The 17,016-nt window shown below is 73.0% G+C and carries 15 protein-coding genes; 5 read left to right on the plus strand and 10 right to left on the minus strand.

Annotation, left to right across the window (positions count from 1 at the left end; all coding sequences use genetic code 11):
• The first annotated feature begins 29 nt into the window (after positions 1-29).
• Positions 30-1,172: a glycosyltransferase family 1 protein gene (locus HWD93_RS14265; RefSeq protein ID WP_071303777.1), complete on the plus strand. Its 1,143-nt coding sequence runs from the start codon at positions 30-32 to the stop codon at positions 1,170-1,172.
• Positions 1,173-1,202: 30 nt separating this feature from the next.
• Here the strand turns inward: HWD93_RS14265 and purE are convergent, their stop codons facing one another.
• The 4 genes from purE to HWD93_RS14285 all read right to left on the minus strand — a co-directional run bounded on the left by purE (position 1,203) and on the right by HWD93_RS14285 (position 5,514).
• A complete protein-coding gene (gene purE, locus HWD93_RS14270) occupies positions 1,203-1,715 on the minus strand; it encodes a 5-(carboxyamino)imidazole ribonucleotide mutase (RefSeq protein WP_071295772.1) in 513 nt (170 codons plus the stop codon).
• A 9-nt stretch (positions 1,716-1,724) separates the two neighbouring features.
• Complete coding sequence (locus tag HWD93_RS14275; protein ID WP_261647175.1) at positions 1,725-2,837, minus strand: hypothetical protein; 1,113 nt, start codon at positions 2,835-2,837, stop codon at positions 1,725-1,727.
• A 28-nt stretch (positions 2,838-2,865) separates the two neighbouring features.
• Positions 2,866-4,230 carry a glycoside hydrolase family 6 protein gene (locus HWD93_RS14280; protein WP_261647176.1) on the minus strand — a complete coding sequence of 455 codons (1,365 nt, stop codon included), beginning with the start codon at positions 4,228-4,230 and terminating at the stop codon, positions 2,866-2,868.
• 147 nt (positions 4,231-4,377) lie between these two features.
• Positions 4,378-5,514: a 5-(carboxyamino)imidazole ribonucleotide synthase gene (locus HWD93_RS14285; RefSeq protein WP_070418462.1), complete on the minus strand. Its 1,137-nt coding sequence runs from the start codon at positions 5,512-5,514 to the stop codon at positions 4,378-4,380.
• A gap of 153 nt (positions 5,515-5,667) precedes the next feature.
• On the opposite strand from HWD93_RS14285, the gene HWD93_RS14290 reads away from it, so the two are divergent.
• Both HWD93_RS14290 and HWD93_RS14295 read left to right on the plus strand, forming a co-directional pair.
• Positions 5,668-6,150 (plus strand): GtrA family protein, encoded by a 483-nt coding sequence (locus HWD93_RS14290; protein WP_261647177.1) that lies wholly within the window; start codon positions 5,668-5,670, stop codon positions 6,148-6,150.
• Between the two features lie 52 nt (positions 6,151-6,202).
• The gene (locus HWD93_RS14295) at positions 6,203-7,753 is read left to right on the plus strand and encodes a DUF2142 domain-containing protein (protein ID WP_261647178.1); all 1,551 of its coding nucleotides are present in this window, start codon (positions 6,203-6,205) and stop codon (positions 7,751-7,753) included.
• On the opposite strand, the gene HWD93_RS14300 is transcribed toward HWD93_RS14295, so the two are convergent.
• The 4 genes from HWD93_RS14300 to HWD93_RS14315 all read right to left on the minus strand — a co-directional run bounded on the left by HWD93_RS14300 (position 7,734) and on the right by HWD93_RS14315 (position 12,355).
• The gene (locus HWD93_RS14300; protein ID WP_070418459.1) at positions 7,734-9,611 is read right to left on the minus strand and encodes a hypothetical protein; all 1,878 of its coding nucleotides are present in this window, start codon (positions 9,609-9,611) and stop codon (positions 7,734-7,736) included. The genes HWD93_RS14295 and HWD93_RS14300 overlap by 20 nt on opposite strands.
• A 20-nt stretch (positions 9,612-9,631) precedes the next feature.
• Entirely contained in the window at positions 9,632-10,939 is a 1,308-nt protein-coding gene (locus HWD93_RS14305; protein ID WP_261647179.1) for a UDP-glucose/GDP-mannose dehydrogenase family protein, read from the minus strand.
• Between the two features lie 62 nt (positions 10,940-11,001).
• Positions 11,002-11,550, minus strand: coding sequence for a PH domain-containing protein (locus HWD93_RS14310; protein ID WP_070418457.1), 549 nt, complete (start codon positions 11,548-11,550; stop codon positions 11,002-11,004).
• A 4-nt stretch (positions 11,551-11,554) separates the two neighbouring features.
• Entirely contained in the window at positions 11,555-12,355 is an 801-nt protein-coding gene (locus tag HWD93_RS14315; RefSeq protein WP_083403378.1) for a biotin--[acetyl-CoA-carboxylase] ligase, read from the minus strand.
• 73 nt (positions 12,356-12,428) lie between these two features.
• Between HWD93_RS14315 and HWD93_RS14320 the strand changes: the two genes are divergently transcribed.
• Both HWD93_RS14320 and HWD93_RS14325 read left to right on the plus strand, forming a co-directional pair.
• Positions 12,429-14,024: an acyl-CoA carboxylase subunit beta gene (locus tag HWD93_RS14320; RefSeq protein WP_070418456.1), complete on the plus strand. Its 1,596-nt coding sequence runs from the start codon at positions 12,429-12,431 to the stop codon at positions 14,022-14,024.
• Positions 14,025-14,037: 13 nt separating this feature from the next.
• Entirely contained in the window at positions 14,038-14,304 is a 267-nt protein-coding gene (locus tag HWD93_RS14325; protein WP_261647180.1) for an acyl-CoA carboxylase subunit epsilon, read from the plus strand.
• 410 nt (positions 14,305-14,714) lie between these two features.
• On the opposite strand, the gene HWD93_RS14330 is transcribed toward HWD93_RS14325, so the two are convergent.
• Together HWD93_RS14330 and HWD93_RS14335 are read right to left on the minus strand one after the other, a co-directional pair.
• A complete protein-coding gene (locus tag HWD93_RS14330; RefSeq protein WP_261647181.1) occupies positions 14,715-15,764 on the minus strand; it encodes a hypothetical protein in 1,050 nt (349 codons plus the stop codon).
• Positions 15,761-17,016: sensor histidine kinase (locus HWD93_RS14335; protein ID WP_261647182.1), on the minus strand; the 1,256-nt coding region annotated here is incomplete at its 5' end. The genes HWD93_RS14335 and HWD93_RS14330, both read right to left, overlap by 4 nt.

Raw genomic sequence — 17,016 nt, forward strand, 5'->3', positions numbered from 1 at the left:
CACCACAGCACCACGAGGAGGCGCACCGCATGACAACACTCCACGTCGTCGTGGACCAGATCGTCGCCCCCGTCCCCGGCGGCATCGGTCGGTACGCCGAAGAACTGACACGGCACCTCATCGCGGGTGCCCCGGAGGGTGCCGACGTCGCCGGCATCGTCTCGGCGGTCGGCAAGGACGAACTCGCGCACATCCGCACGCTGCTCCCCGGTCTCGGCGACCTCGACCGCCTGGCGCTCCCCCGCCGTGAGCTCTCGCTCGCGTGGCAGGGCGGCTTCGTCGGCGGCGTCGGACGCGGCATGGTGCACTCGCCGAGCGTGCTCGCGCCCCTCGTCAAGCACGACCGGTTCAGCGACCCGGGCCGGCAGACGGTGGTCACCGTGCACGACACCGTGCCGTGGACCCACCCCGAGACCCTCACGCCCCGCGGCGTCCACTTCCACCGGGCGATGGTGAAGCGTGCGTGGAAGCACGCCGACGCCGTCGTCGTGCCGACCCACGCGGTCGCGGCGACGCTGAACGGCATCCACCGCTTCGACGAACGGCTCCGGGTCATCGGCGGCGCGCCGAGCGGGCGGCTGCGGACCCCCGTCGACGCCGACCTCCGTGCCGAGCGCCTCGGCCTGCCGGAGCGCTACGTGCTCGCGGTCGGCACGCTCGAGCCCCGGAAGGGCCTTCAGTACCTGATCGAGGCGATGGCGCACCCGGACGCCCCGGCCGACGTCCCGCTCGTGATCGCCGGCCCGGACGGCTGGGGCGACGTCGACGTGTACGGCACCGCGGAGCGCGCAGGACTGTCCCGCGACCGCGTGAAGGTACTCGGCCGGATCGACGACCAGGACCTCGCCGTGGCGTACGACCGGGCGACGGTGTTCGTGTTCCCGAGCCTCGCCGAGGGGTTCGGGCTCCCCGTGATCGAGGCGATGAGCTTCGGCACGCCGGTCGTGCACTCGGACGACGACGCCGTGCGCGAGGTCGCCTCGGACGCCGGTGTGACGGTCGCCCGCGATCCCCGCGACTCCTACCCCGAACGACTGGCGCAGGCGGTCTACCAGGTCGTCAACGACCCGCTGCTCGCCGGGCAGCTGGCCGTCGCGGGTCCGGACCGGGCGCGCATGTACGACTGGAAGGACTCGGCCGCCGAGACCTGGCAGCTGCACGCCGACCTCTAGCGGTCGGTCTCTGCTGCGGGGTGCCGCCGGCTAGAGCGAGTCGCGCAGGCGCTGCGCCTTCTCCTCGACGAGCTGCTCGAGCCCCTCGGCGTACTCGCCGAGGCGCGCCGCGATCGCGGGGTCGGCCGAGCCGATGATGCGCGCGGCGAGGAGCCCGGCGTTCGCCGCTCCGTTGATCGCCATCGTCGCCACCGGGATGCCGGCGGGCATCTGCACGATCGACAGCAGCGAGTCGAGTCCGTCGAGGCGCGCGAGCTGCACGGGCACGCCGATCACCGGCAGCGTCGTCATCGAGGCCACCATGCCCGGCAGGTGCGCCGCCCCACCGGCACCGGCGATGACCACGCGGATGCCCCGGGCAGCGGCGCCGCGGGCGAACCGCGTCATCTTGTCGGGGGTGCGGTGGGCGGACACGACGTCGGCCTCGAACGGGATGCCGAGCTCGGTCAGCATGTCCGCCGCGGCGCGCATCGTCGGCCAGTCGGAGTCCGACCCCATGATGATCGAGACGAGCGGCTGGACGGGGGCTGCGGTGTCGGTCACGCGACGAGCCTAGTCGAGCAGGGCGGACCGCCAGGCGTCCCCGTCGTCGCCGATCGTCCGTTCGTCGCGGACCCAGCGGGCGGCCACGGCGTCGGCGGACCCGGAGTCGACGGCGCTCCGGACCGCGTCGCGCCAGGCACCGACGTCGTCCGGCACCGCCACGACGCCGTGCCCGCGCGCGTCCCGGTAGGACGGCCGGTCGGAGACGACCGCGGGGAGCCCGAGCGCGGTGTACTCGAGCGCCTTGAGGTCGCTCTTCGCCCGGTTGAACTCCTCGTCACGCAGCGGAGCGACGCCCGCGCGCCAGCGCTGCCGGTGGTCGACGAGCCAGCGGGCGAACGCCGGGTAGTGGCCGTCCGGCACCTCGACGCGGCGGTACCAGCCGGGATCGTCGGCGTCCTCGGTCACACCGATCACCTCGAGGCGGATCGGCGTGCCGTCGGGTGCGGTCAGGTCGGTGAAGACGTCCCGGAGCAACTCGAGGTCGGCGCCGTGGGTGAGCGTCCCCATGTAGAGCACCCGGTGCTCGTCGGCGGGGCGATCGTCGTCGGCGGCCGGCTCGCCCGGGGTCCAGATCGTCGGGTCCAGGGCGTTCCGGACCACCACGACCCGGTGCGCGAGCGGCCGCACGAGCGCTGCGAGCTCCTCGGTGCTGACGACCGCGAGGTCGGCGCCGCGCACGAGGGCGTCGATCGAGGCCAGCCGGTCCGGGTCGTACTCGGCCCGGGCCAGACGGTCGCGGCCGGAGTCCGTGAAGAAGTCGTCGTCGACCTCGGCGGCGGTCCGGGTCCCCCGCTCCGCGGCAGCGGCCAGGAAGGGTGCCACGAGGTCTCGCGGCAGGGCGTCCCGCTGCACGAGGACGGCCCGGTAGTCGGTCGTGTCGGTCCCGTCGACGAACGCGGCGGGGTCGACCTGCCGGACCTCGGCCGCACCGGTGCGCGCGAGGTGCTCGGTGCGGCGGACGACCCGCACGTGCGCCGAGGCGGGGTGCGCCCCACCGCCTCCGGCCACGACGTAGCCGAGGACCGGCAGTCGCACGGGTTCCGTGACCGGGGCCGGCCGTGCCCCGGTCAGGGAGCGACGGAGTCGACGGGCGGCACGGCGGACGAGATCACGCGGCATGCGCCCATCCTCCCGCGATCCGGTGGCGTCAGCGGACCGTGACGGTCGTGCACCCCATCGAGGTGTCCCCACCCCGGCCGATCCCGACCGCCGTCAGGCACACGCTCCGCTTCCCGCTCGACACCGCCACGGTCGCCCGGAACCCGTGGTTCCGCCCGGCCCGATGCACCCGGTCGACGTCCGGCCGCGAGGCGTCCGCCGTGGCGGTCCCCACCGCCTTCCCGCCGACCGTGACGCGCACGGTGACCGGCTTCGTGAGGTCGTCGCGGTCGAACGTCCACCCCGACACCGTCACGCGCCGCTTCGCGGCCGACGCGACCGAGTCCCGGTGCGCGGTCGGCGCGACGGACGGAGCGGTCCGAGCCGGAGCAGCCGTGGCGACCGGCGTCCCGAGCCGCGCGTTCGCCACGAGGGACTTCGCGAACGCGGACCACCACTTCCCCGCCGCCGGCCCGCCGTTGCACGTGCCGTCGCTCGCACCGGGGGTCTTCACCCAGAGCAGCGCGTCGAGGGCCGAACCGTCCGACACCACCCGCGGTGAGGTGCCGAGCCCGGAGCCGGGACCGTTGCACCAGGTGCCGCGCCAGCCCTGGCCGTTCCGGGAGGTGTCGATCACGTAGTGGGACCCGCCCGTGGCCGCGGAGACCTTCTCGGCGTAGGCCTGCTCCTGCGCGGTCGGGTAGTAGTTCGCGACGTTCGTGAAGAAGCCCCGCGCGCGCTGGACCCCGGCGCTGTTCAGCCGGGACGCCATCACCGCCGGCGGGACCCAGTTCGAGTTCCCCGCGTCGAGGTAGGCCGGCACGCCGGCCGCCGTGAAGGCAGCGACCTCGCGGGCGAGGATGCGGTACCGCTGGGCGTCGAGGGTCTCGCTGCACGCGCTGTTGCTGAGCATCGCGAGGGAGTCCGGCTCGACGATCACGGCCGCTCGGTGCCCGGCGACGCGGGCGACGATCTGGTCGACCCACGCGTCGTACGTCGCCTCGTCGAAGCCGCCGGCGGAGTACCCGCCGCAGTCGCGCTGCGGGATGGCGTACGTCACGAAGACCGCGGTCGTCCCGGTGCGCTCGGCACCCGCGATCGCGGCGTCGATCGTCCGCGTCAGCGTCGCCCCCTGCGTCCAGTCCCCGAGCCAGATCGCGACCGGGTACTGCGCGATCGTCTTCGCCGCGGCCGCGCCGCTCGGGTCGCTCGTCGCGAGGGCGGTCGCCTGCTTCGCCGCCTCGCTCGTGTCGGAACGGTAGGGACCAGAGGCGTAGAGGGACGACGCAGCGGCCGCACGGATCGTGGCGGCGCTCGTCGCCGCGACGGCGGTGGTCGGCGTGAGCGCTCCCGCGGCGAGCGCCACGAAGGCGCTCACCGCTCCCGTGGTGGCGAACACACTGGCGCGGCGCATGACGTACTCCCTGTGGACGGTGGACCCTGTCCCGTCCATGGGAGCACGCCGACGCGCGGGGGTACACACGCCAGATCGGGTGCCACCCGACCGGGTGTCCGCCCTTCTGCGGACCGTCCGAGCGCACCGTCCGCGCGGACCGCAGCCTCAGTCGTCGAAGTGGGCCGCTGCGGAACGAGCGCGGTACGTGACGTCGTCGAGGTCGTCGCCGATGACGGTCACGTGCCCGATCTTGCGACCCGGCCGGGGAGCCTTGCCGTAGAAGTGGTACTTGGCCTCGGGGAAGGCCTCGAGCGCGCCCGGGTACCGCGCCGCGAGGTCGCCGTCCGCCGGACCGCCGAGCACGTTGATCATGACCGCGGCCGGGGCGAACGACCCGGTGGCACCGAGCGGCAGGTCGAGCACGGCACGCAGGTGCTGCTCGAACTGGCTCGTCGTGGCGCCGTCGATCGTCCAGTGACCGGTGTTGTGCGGGCGCATGGCGAGCTCGTTGATGAGGATGCGCTCGTCGTCGGTCTGGAACAGTTCCACCGCGAGCACACCCGTGACGCCGAGCTCCGTCGCGATCCGCACGGCGATGTCCTCGGCCATGTCGGCGATGCGTCCGGCGCTGTCGGGGGCGGGGGCGAAGACCTCGGCGCAGACGCCGTCGCGCTGCACGGTCTCGACGAGCGGCCAGGCGACGACCTCGCCGGAGGGGCGTCGGGCGACGGACTGGGCGAGCTCGCGGGTGAACGGCACGAGTTCCTCGACGAGGAGCGCCTGCTCGCCGCCTGCCTCGGCGACGGCGATGAACCAGTCGGCGACGTCGGCCGGGTCGGTGACCACCCGGACGCCCTTGCCGTCGTACCCGCCACGGGCGGTCTTCACGACTGCACGTCCACCGTGGTCGTCGAGGAACGCCTGCAGCTCGTCGGGGTCGTGCACGGCGGCCCAGTCCGGCACCGGCAGCCCGAGCTCGGACAGGCGCGTGCGCATGGTGATCTTGTCCTGCGCGACGGCGAGCGGCTCCGGGCCGGGGTGCACGGCGACGCCGGCGTCGACGAGGGCACGGAGGACGTCCTGCGGCACGTGCTCGTGGTCGAAGGTGACGACGTCGACGTCCCGCGCGAAGGCGAGCACGGTCGCGGCGTCGTGGTAGTCCCCCTCGGCGGTGGCCGCGATCGCGGCCGACATGCCCGGGCCCTCGGCCAGCACCCGGATGTCGAGACCGAGCTCGACCGCGGCCGGCACCATCATCCGTGCCAGCTGTCCCCCACCGATGACCCCGACGCGCAACGCCATGCTGTGTGTTCCTTCCGTCGTTCACACCGTCCGGCGAGAACGCGCTGTCTAGAATCGCTGTTCGGGTCGCCGTCCTGTGCGACCTGCCGGTCGGCCCTCGTGAGCACGACCAGCGACAACTCTACGGACCCGGGAGAGACCGTGCGGCGACTGGTGGCCCAACTGGCACGCTTCGGCGTCGTCGGCGCGGTGGGGTTCGTCGTCGACACCGGCATCTTCAACGTGCTGCGGGCGACCGTGCTCAGCCCGGACGAGGTCCACTCCGGGCCGTTCTGGGCGAAGGTCGTCTCGACGATCGTGGCCATCTTCGTCAACTGGATGGGCAACCGCTACTGGACCTTCCGCGAGCAGCGGCGGGCGGTGGCCACGCGTGAGGGCATCGAGTTCGTCGTCGTGTCGCTCGGCGGCATGGTCATCTCACTCGGCTGCCTGGGCATCTCGCACTACGTGCTCGGGCTGACCTCGGCGTTGGCGGACAACATCTCGGGCAACGTGATCGGACTCGTGCTCGGCACGGTGTTCCGCTTCTGGCTCTACAAGGTGTGGGTGTACCACCCCGAGCGCGGACACGACCGGGCCGGACCCGCCGCCGAGACGACGGGCTCCACCGCCGGTTCCGAGGTCGTGGGCCAGTAGGCTCGACGCGCCACCGACACGGGTGGCGTCGCCGACCCCGGGAGCCCGCTCGATGCAGTCCGAACCGCACCCCGTCGTCTCGCGGAGCGAGGGGCTGTGGGTCGCCGTCCTGACGGCGGTGTTCGGGCTCTGGCTGGTGCTCTGGGCGATCGTCGTGCCGGCGTTCCAGGCACCGGACGAGCCCGCGCACCTCGACGCCGCCGTGCACGTCGCCACCGGGTCCGGTTGGCCGGCACCGGGGACGTTGCACGTGTCGAACGCCGTGCAGGCCGCGCAACGGGAACAGGTCGCCGGGGACTCCTCGACGTGGTCGACCGTGAGCGAGCTGCTCGCGGCGCACCCCGGCGACTCCACGACGGTCGACCAGATGACGCAGCACCCGCCGACGGCCTACGTGGTGGACGCCGTCGTGCTCCGCGTGCTGCACTACGGCTCGCTCCGCTGGGACCACGCCCTCGTCGCGCTCCGACTGGTGGACGCGCTGCTCGTGACGCCGCTCGCGCTCCTCGCGTGGGCTTCGGTCCGGCGGGTCACCCGGTCGCCGCGGGCGGGCCTGATGGGTGCACTCGCGCTGTTCGCGACGCCGCAGCTGGCGTCGATCGGGGCCTCCGTGACGAACGACGCCCTGACGTTCCTGCTCGGCGGCGTCGTGGTGTGGCTCGCGACGCGGCTCCTCACCGGGGACCTGCGACGCCGGACGCTCGTCGGGCTCGGGGTCGCGCTCGGGCTGCTCGTCTGGACGAAGGGCACGGGGCTGCCGGCGGTGCCGTTCGTCGCGGTCGTGGCCCTCGTCGCCGGTGCGGGTGTCGTCCCGCTCCGCCGTCGCGTCCTCCGCGCCGCAGTCGCCCTCGGCGTCGCCGCGGTGATCGGCGCGTGGTGGTGGCTGCGCAACCTCTGGCTGTTCCGCACCCTGCAGCCGGACGGCTACGCCGCGATCCGACCGGACCGCCCGTTCCCCGACGGCCAGGGGCCCTCGGTGTGGCACTTCCTCGACGTCAGCTGGGGCACCCTCGCCCGGACCTTCTGGGGCTCCCCGGGGCAGCGCGCGCAGGTGAGCATCGGCGACCTCCTCACGGCGGTCCTGACGCTCGTCGCGCTCGTCGTGCTCGTCGGCTGGGCGTTCCGCCGTGGCCGGACCCGGCGCACCGCCTGGACACTCGCCGTGTTCCCGGCGCTCCTGCTGCTCCTGCAGACCGCGAGCAGCGCGAGGGCCTACCTCGACACGACCGAGGTCGCGGGTACGCAGGGCCGCTACCTGTTCCCGGCGCTGCTCTGCCTCGTCGTGCTGAGCGCCGTGGCGTGGCGGCGGCTGCCGCCCCTGCCCGGGCGCGGGACGGCCGTGCTGCCCCGGGTGCTGGCCGTGGCGCTGCCTGCCATCGGGCTCTGGGGCCTCGCGGTCGCCGCCGGGTGGTTCTGGAACGCCGCGACCGGACCGCTCTCGGCCGCGAGCATCGCCCGCTACGAGTCGTGGGGACCGGTGCCGTTCGCCGTGGTCGCCGTCGTCGCGGTGCTCGTCGCGGTCGGGCTGACCGGCGGCGTGCTGCGGGTGTGGGTCACCCCGACCCGCAGCACGCCGACCGAGGTCAGTTCCCCGACACCTTGACGACGTCGACCCGGCAGGCCTGGACCGGCGCGGACCGGATGTCCTGGCACGTCTGCTGGACGGTGAAGCTGTCCTCGAGCGTGCCGATCGCCGAGTAGTCCCGGTCCTTCGGGATGAGGGCGTTCGTGTAGTTCAGGAAGTACTGCACGCCCGACTTCTTGAGCAGTGCGACGAACGACGGGTCCTGGTAGTCGTACTCCTGACCCGGTTCGCCGTACATCTGCGTGCCGGTGCGGAACGCGACGAGCGTGGCGTCCCGGGTGTTCGTCCCGAGGATCGTGCTGCCGGCGGGCAGCGTGTGGTTGGCCAGCAGCAGGTCCGAGAGCGGTTCGTCCGGGGTGATGACCCCGCCGAACACCTGCCCGACGGGGATGCCCGACGGGCGCGTGCCCATCGTCGAGAAGGGCGCCTTCACGCCGTTGACGTTCTGGCTGTACGCGGCGACGACCAGGACGGCACACGCGGCCACGGCGACGACCTGCCGCACACGACGTCCCCGACGAGCCGCCCGCCAGAACGCGGGCAGGAGTGCCCCGGCGATCAGGACCGACCCGATGAAGAGCGGGAGGTAGTAGCGCGCGTTGCCGCCCTGCGTGTCCACCGTCGCGATCCCCGCGTACCCGAGCAGGTACACCCCGGAGAAGATGCCGACGATGCTCGCGAAGACGAACCGGCGGTAGTGCACGACGCCCGCCACGACCGCGCCGACGAAGACGACGCCGATCGCGAGCGCGAACGGTGCGAACGACCCGATGCGGTTGAAGTAGTACGGCAACGCCTCGAGCCGCTGCTCGACGTAGTACCGCACCTTGCCGACGAGGGTCGTGGTGTGGCTCTCGGTCGGAGCGGCCTCGGCGCCCGGCTGCGGCACCGCGGGAAGCGTGCGCTCGGCCTCGAGGATCCCGGCGTCGTAGATCGACGGCGTGCGGTCCTCGTTCGGCGACACCGCACGGGCGTTCGGCGGCGTCGCGATGCGGTACTCGTCGCCGTCGGTGCTCGACGTGTCGCTGAACTTGCCGGAGACGTTCACGGTCAGCGACGAGCCGACCTCGATGCCGCCGAACTTCACCGACAGGGCGATGACCCACGGCGCGGAGACGAGGACCACGGCGACGAGGGCGACGACGGGCAGCAGCACGGACCGGCGCTCGCGGGCCTCGGGGCGGTCCTGGAACCAGCGGACGACCGCCCACACCGGCACCACCACGAGGAACACCGGGACGAGGAACGCCTTCGTGAAGTACCCGAACGCGCACACCGCGCCGAGCAGCACCGCGGTGAGCACGATCCGTCGCACCGAGCCGTGCCAGGCGCGGTCGGCCGCGAGCAGGGCCCAGAGGAACCCGAGGCACCACACGAGCACGAGGGTGTCCGGGGTCTGCAGGCTGACGTTCGCCATCAGGAGCGGAGCCGTCGCGGCGATCGACCACGCGGCGGTCCAGCCGTTGCCGGTCGTCCGGAGCAGCAGCCACGCCCCCATCGCCATCACGGCGACGCAGGACAGCGTGTTCACGATCGCGAAGGCCGTGGTCTGCCCGACGCCGACGGCGATGAACGGCGCCATCAGCCAGGACACCATCGGCGACCAGTAGCCGTTCACGGCGTCCGCCCAGTGCCACTCGGCGTACTGCTTCGCGATCGACATGTACGAGATGCCGTCGATGTTCGTCATCTCGAGCCGCGTGCGGAACGCGATCACGGCGACGAGCAGTGAGGCGACGAGGAGCAGTGCACCGTTCGCGAGCAGGGACACCCGCGACGGGCGCCGTCCCTCGTGGAAGGCCCCGAAGCGGCGTCGGTGCTCCACGGGAGCGTCGACGACCGGGTCCTCGGTCGTCACGGCGTCGTCGATCGTCATGCTGCTCCCCCGCGCGGTGTTCAGCGGCCCATGCCGCGGTAGGTGAAGCCGGCAGCGGTCCAGGCGTCGCGGTCGAGGCAGTTGCGCCCGTCGATCACGACGGGCGTCGCCACGAGCGAGGCGGCCACGGCCGGGTCGAGCTCGCGGAACTCGGTCCACTCGGTGAGGACGAGCACGAGGTCGGCGTCACGCAGGGCATCGGTCGCGCTCTCGGTGTAGTCGAGCTCGGGGTGCACGCGGCGCGCCGTGACGACGGCTTCCGGATCGTACGCGGCGACCGAGGCGCCGAGGCCCAGCAGCCGGGCGGCGATGTCGAGTGCCGGCGAGTCACGGACGTCGTCGGAGTTCGGCTTGAAGGCCAGGCCGAGCACGGCGACGCGCTTGCCCGCGACGGCCCCGCCGAGGAGCTCCTGCGCGAGCTCGACGACGTGCGCGCGGCGACGGAGGTTCGTGGCGTCGACGTCGGCCAGGAAGGCCAGGGACTCCCCGACGCCGAGCTCGTCCGCCCGCGCCTGGAACGCCCGGATGTCCTTCGGCAGGCAGCCGCCGCCGAAGCCGAGGCCGGCGTTGAGGAACTTGCGGCCGATGCGGGCGTCGTGGCCGATCGCGTCGGCGAGCGCCGTGACGTCGGCACCGGCGACCTCGGCGATCTCGGCCATCGAGTTGATGAACGAGATCTTCGTCGCGAGGAACGCGTTCGCGCTGATCTTCACGAGCTCGGCCGTGGGCAGGTTGACCACGAGCCGGGGCGTGCCGCTCGCCAGGGCCTCGGCGTAGACCTCGTCGAGGGCCTCGACCGCGGCCTGCCCGGCGTCGCCGTCGGGTACGCCGTAGACGAAGCGGTCCGGGCTGATCGTGTCCTGCACCGCGAAGCCCTCGCGGAGGAACTCGGGGTTCCAGACGAGCGTCGCACCGGGGACCGCCTCGGACACCTCGGCTGCGAGGCGCGCGGCCGTGCCGACGGGGACCGTCGACTTGCCGACGACGAACTCGCCGGCGGCGAGGTGCGGCGTGAGCGCGGCGACGGCGGCGTCGACGTACGTGAGGTCCGCGGCGCCGGTCGGCCCCTGCGGCGTGCCGACGGCGAGGAAGTGCACGCGCGCACCGGCGACCTCGGCCATGTCGGTGGTGAAGCGGATGCGGCCGGAGGCCAGCGCCGACCGCAGGATCTCGGGGAGACCGGGCTCGAAGAAGGGAGCCTCACCCGCGGCGAGCCGCTCGATCTTGACCGGGTCGACGTCGACTGCGACGACTTCGTGCCCGAGCTTGGCCATGGAGGCGGCGTGCACGGCACCGAGGTAACCGCAGCCGATGACAGAGATACGCACGGGAAGACGGTACCGGAACCTCGGCGCAGTTCTCGTCCGCACCGCCCGCTGTCGAGACATCGTCAGGGTCTGACGTCGCCCCATCGCGGTCGATCCGCCCCGCCGACGATCTCGTCCCAGTCGGGTTCGCGGTGCCGTCGCCGGGCCTCGTGCGCCTCGACGAGGTCGTGCAGGACCGCCACGACGAGGTCCGCGTGCGGCACGTCGCCGAGCACCAGGGCCGGCTCGTCGCCGGGGAACACGAGGACGTCGCCGGACCGGAAGACCCCCTGCAGGCCGCGGCGACGCACCGTCACGTCGTAGCCCCGCGAGTGCAGGAGCTCCCGCCGGGTGCGCGTGCCGAGTCCGTGCACGACCACGAGGCGCCTGGTGGTCACCACGTAGCGCTCCGACATCCAGCGGAACAGCGGCATCGCGCCGCCGAGGAACACGAGGAGCACCACGAGACCGGCGACGACGGCGTTCAGCCAGGCGAGCTGTGCCCGGAACACCCCGAAGCCGAACCCGCCGGCGAGCATGACGAGCACCACGAACACCGCGGGGCGCACGAGCCGGCGAGCGTGCGGGCGCAGCCGCGCGACCACGCGTTCGGGCGGCGGCTCGTCGGTCATGCCGTCATGCATACCGCAGGTGGGTGACGTCCCCCACGGCGACGCCCCTGGAGACGCCCGCTCGATCCCGGATCGTGATCCGGCCGTCGTCGTCGATGCCGGTCGCGTCCCCCTCCGAGGTGGTGCCGTCCGGCAGCTCGAGGCGCACCCGCTGCCCGATCGTGCCGCAGGCCGACCGGACGTGGGACCGGACCCCGTCCGCGGCCGCACCGCCGGCGACCAGGGCGACCACGGCCTCCTGGACCGCGCGGAGAAACGCGGACAGCACACGGTCGGCGAGGTCCGGTGCAGAGCCCGTCGCGCCGGCGACCGCGAGCGAGGTCGCCGTCGGCGTCGGCAGCCGGTCGGCGGGGATGGTCAGGTTCACGCCGGCGCCGACGACGACGCTGCCGTCGGCGGCGACCTGGCAGAGGATGCCGCAGACCTTGCGGCCGTCGATCTGGACGTCGTTGGGCCACTTCACCGCGACACGCTCCGGACCGTGCAGCACGGCGACGATCGCGTCGCGCATCGCGGCGCCGGCGACGAGCGGCAGCCATCCGCGGTCGCGGTCGTCGAGGTCCGCGCGGACGAGCACGCTCGCCGCGAGCGTCTGGCCGGCGGGCGCCGACCAGGTCCGGTCGAGGCGGCCGCGACCCGCGGTCTGGTCGAGCGTCGCCACGACGCTGCCGTGCGGCTGCGTCGTCGCGAGGGCGAGCAGGTCGGCGTTCGTCGACCCGGTCGTCACCGGCTCGGTGAGCACCGCGCCCGCGGCCTCGACGACGGTTCGGCTCAGCGGGAACGTCGACGACGCAGGTGTGGACATGCAGCAAATCTACGGGCAGGAACCGTGGGGGTCCTCCAACCGACCCCGCCGTCGCCGCCGGTAGGGTGAGCGGGTGACCCCAGGAGACACCCCCGATCTCTCGACGACGGCCGGCCGGCTCGCCGACCTCCGCGAGCGGTACCACGAAGCAGTGACCGCCGCGGGCGAGGCCGCCATCGCGAAGCAGCACGCCAAGGGCAAGACCACGGCGCGCGAACGCATCGAGCAGCTGCTCGACGAGAACTCCTTCGTGGAGCTCGACGAGTTCGTCCGCCACCGCACCCACGCCTTCGGCATGGAGTCGAAGCGGCCCTACGGCGACGCGGTCGTCACCGGCTTCGGCACCATCCACGGCCGCAACGTCGCCGTGTACGCGCAGGACTTCACCGTCTTCGGCGGCTCCCTCGGCGAGGTCGCCGGCGAGAAGATCATCAAGGTGATGGAGCACGCGCTGAAGACCGGCGTGCCGATCATCGGCATCCTCGACTCCGGCGGCGCCCGCATCCAGGAAGGCGTCGTCGCCCTCGGCAAGTACGGCGAGATCTTCCGCCTCAACACCCAGGCCTCCGGCGTCATCCCGCAGATCTCGATCGTGATGGGCCCGGCAGCGGGCGGTGCGGTGTACTCCCCCGCCCTCACCGACTTCGTGATCATGGTCGACAAGACCAGCCACATGTTCGTCACCGGCCCCGACGTCATCAAGACCGTCACCGGCGAGGACGTCGGCTTCGAGGAGCTCGGCGGCGCGCAGACGCACAACGCGATCTCCGGTGTCGCGCACTACCTCGCCGAGGACGAGTCCGACGCGCTCGACTACGCCCGCTCGCTCATCGGCTTCCTGCCGGACAACAACCTGTCCGACGCGCCGGCCTACGACGTCGCGCCCGAGCTCGAGACGACCGACGCCGACCGCGAGCTCGACGTCGTCATCCCGGACTCCACGAACCAGCCGTACGACGTGACGACGATCATCGAGCACATCGTCGACGACGGCGAGTTCCTCGAGGTCCAGCCGCTCTTCGCGCCGAACATCCTCATCGGCTTCGGTCGGGTCGAGGGCCGCACGGTCGGCATCATCGCGAACCAGCCGCAGGCGATGGCCGGCACGCTGAACATCGACGCCGGCGAGAAGGCCGCGCGCTTCGTCCGGTTCTGCGACGCGTTCGGCATCCCGATCCTCACCCTCGTCGACGTGCCCGGCTACCTGCCCGGCACCGACCAGGAGTGGACCGGTGTCATCCGCCGCGGTGCCAAGCTCCTCTACGCCTACGCCGAGGCCACCGTGCCGCTCGTCACCGTCATCACCCGCAAGGCCTACGGCGGTGCGTACATCGTCATGGGCTCGAAGCAGCTCGGTGCCGACATCAACCTCGCGTGGCCGACCGCCGAGATCGCCGTCATGGGTGGCCAGGGCGCCGTCAACATCCTGTACCGCGCCGAGATCAAGCGCGCCGAGGAGTCCGGCGAGGACGTCGCGGCCGTGCGTGCGAAGCTCGCGAACGAGTACACGTACAACGTCGCGTCCCCGTACCTCGCGGCCGAGCGCGGCGAGCTCGACGGGATCATCCAGCCGCACGCGACGCGCGTCTCGGTCGTCAAGGCGCTGCGGGCCCTCCGTGGCAAGCGCGCGACGCTGCCGCCCAAGAAGCACGGGAACATCCCGCTGTGACGGGCGCACGCTGATGGGCCGCCACGCAGCAGTGGTCCCCGCGGTCCCCGTCGAGCAGGCGGTCGCGGCGGCCGCCGACGTCCGTGTCGTCTCCGGCGAGCCCACGCCGGAGGAGCTCGCCGCCGTCATCGCCGTCCTGCAGCGTCAGGCGGACGAAGCAGCGTCGCTCGGCCGTCCCGAGGTCACCGTGTCGCCGCGCCCGGGGTGGGACGTGTCCGCCCGGGGCCTCCGTCGACCGCTCGAGCACGGTGCCGGTGCCTGGACCCGATCGCTCCGCTGAGCCGCTCCGGGGGCTTGCGCCTGCCGCACGGTGCGGGCGACCATGTACCCCTGGGTACCGGGCGGTCTCGGCGCCCCGACCGCGGGATTCCCGGTCGGTCTCCCCGCAGACGGGGGACAGCAGGGGTCGAGGGCGGCGGAAATGGCCGATTTTGTCCCCCATAATGACGACTGACAGAGCGTTCGGCTGCGGGCATAGTAGTTCGTGTTCGGTGTCCTTCAACGAAGAACATCGCAGGTCGGTGGCCGACTAGGGTACGAAGCCACCTACCAGCTACGAGTCAGGGCGATATTCGGGTTGTCGCTCAGACTCGGGTCGTGAACGGGCCGGTCGGTATCCGACCGGCCCGTTCCCCGTTTCCGGGCGCTGTCGTCCACGCGGGCGCCGACGACGTTCGGTGTCGGTCCGCCTCAGACGGTCTCGTGCCGCGGGATCTCGAGCCACACGACGACCGACTCGTCCTCATCGCCGTCCTCGTCGTCCATCCCCGCCCCGAGCGCCGCCGACTCGCTCGCCGCGAGGTCGAGCCGCAGCCCCACGACGGTCACGGCGGACTCGGACCCCTCGGGGACGGTCCGGATGATCACGTTGTCGGCCTCCCGCGCCTGGCGCAGGGCCTCGGCGATGCGGGCGTGCACGCGGCGCAGGTCGTCGATCTCGAGGTCGTCGAGACCGCCGTCGTCGTGCAGCTGCACCGTGGCGCCACGACGACGGAGGCGCATGACCTCGTCGCGGACGTCCTCCGACAGCAGCGACCGGCCCCGGATCTCGTCGCGGATGGCCTGTTCGAGGTGCAGGCACTCGGCACGCTCGGCGTCGTCCAGGTCACCGCCGGTCTCGATGATCCGCTGGAGCATCGGCAGCGCCATGCGCGTCGTCTGGCTGAGCCGGAACTGCCGCTCGAAGACGTGGGCGTCCTGCGCCGCCTGCCAGTCGGCGGTCTCCTGCTCGGCGCGGACGAAGTCGCGGGTGACACGGGTGGCCCGACTCATCGCGGCTGTGAGGCCGGTGGCGATCACCACCCAGACCACACTGCCGAGCACGCCGAGCGAGCCGAGCGCCCCGAGTCCGGCCCACGCGACGGCGTGCACGGTGAGGAACCCGACACCGACCCAGGCGAACGCGACGCGCGCACGCACGACGAGGACGACCATCAGCGTGCCGACCGCGGCGATCCACCACGTGCCGTTCCCCGGGCCGGCGGTCAGGTCGACCGTGGGCGAGGCGACGACGGGCAGCACCACGGCCGTCGCGAGCGCGAAGCACGTCGCCCAGACCGGCAGCGGCCGGCCGGGCACGAACACCGCGACACCGGTCGCCGCAGCGTAGAGGATCATGCACGCGACGACCGGCCCGATCTGGGCGGCTCCGGGGAGCGTCGTCGCCGCGAGGACGAGGTGGTACACGGAGAAGAGCGTCGCGAGCCCGATCGCGACCCCGGCCGGGAGTGAGGCCTTCACCGCTGCTCCCCCGCCGCCGGCGCCCAGTCGAGGAGCACACGGGTGCCCGCTCCCGGCGCGGTGACGATCTCGGCGGTGCCCCCGGCAGCGACCACCCGCTCCACGATCGAACGGCGGACGCCGAGTCGCTCGGCGGGGATCCCCGCGATGTCGAAGCCGGCACCGTCGTCCCCGACCTCGACGTGGACGCCGGCGCCGCGCTGCTCGACGACGATCCACCGGTCGACCTCGGCCGGACCGGCGTGCTGCACGCTGTTCACGGCTGCCTGGACGGCCGCCGAGGCGACGGCGTCGGCGACGATCGCGGGCACCCGGATCGACCCGACGTGCCCACGGTCGACCCGCACCGGCGCCGCGAGCGCACCGACGGCGTCGGAGATGCGGGTCCGCAGGTCGACGAGGGAGACCGGGGGTGCGTCCCCTGGGCCGTCCGCCGCCGCGGCCTCGAGGTGGTCGATGGCGTTGCGGGCCATCCGCGCGGCGAGCATCTCGGCATCGCGGGTGTCGGCCCGGGCGGCGGAGAGGAGCGTCGTGAGCACGCTGTCGTGGACGATCGCGTCGACCTGGACCCGCTCGACCTCGGTGGCGTGCTCGCGGATCGCGTGCGAGTACCGCCGGACCGCCGTGGCCTGGGCGGCGTCGACGGCTGCTGCCGCACGGCGGAGCACGATCACGATGATGAGGGCGGCCCCGCTGAGGATCGCCGTGTAGAAGCCGTTGAGCAACGCCCCGACACCCGCGTCGCCGCCCAGCGGGGTGAACCGGATGGCCACGTACACGGCCGGCACGAGGGCGGTGTAGACGGACGCCCGCCACGGGGCGAAGCCCATCGCGGCCGCGGTCGACCCCACGGTGCAGAGCCACCAGGGCCACGGTGCCTGGTCGGACGGGATCGGCTCCTGCACGGTCAACGGCCAGGTGACGAGGGCGACGAGGAACACCAGGGCGCACACGATCTGCGCGATCTGCGCCAGGCGCCTCGCGAAGACGGACGCCCCGACGAAGAGGAACGACGCGGCGAGCGCCAACGCGACGACGGGACCCCACACCGGGTCGAGGTACGGCAGCTGCGACAGCACCGCGGGCACGGTCGTCGCGCCGAAGCCGAGTGCGGCCACGGCGAGGAGGATCGCGAACGCACGCTCGACCGACGCCTGGGTGATGGACGCGCGGACGCTCCGCGCGGGATCGGCCCCGAACGGCGCGGGTTCGATCCGCCCGGCCGCGGTCCGGGCGGCCGCAGCCCCGGCCC

This window comes from Curtobacterium sp. C2H10, from assembly GCF_025407985.1.
Classification (GTDB): Bacteria; Actinomycetota; Actinomycetes; order Actinomycetales; family Microbacteriaceae; genus Curtobacterium.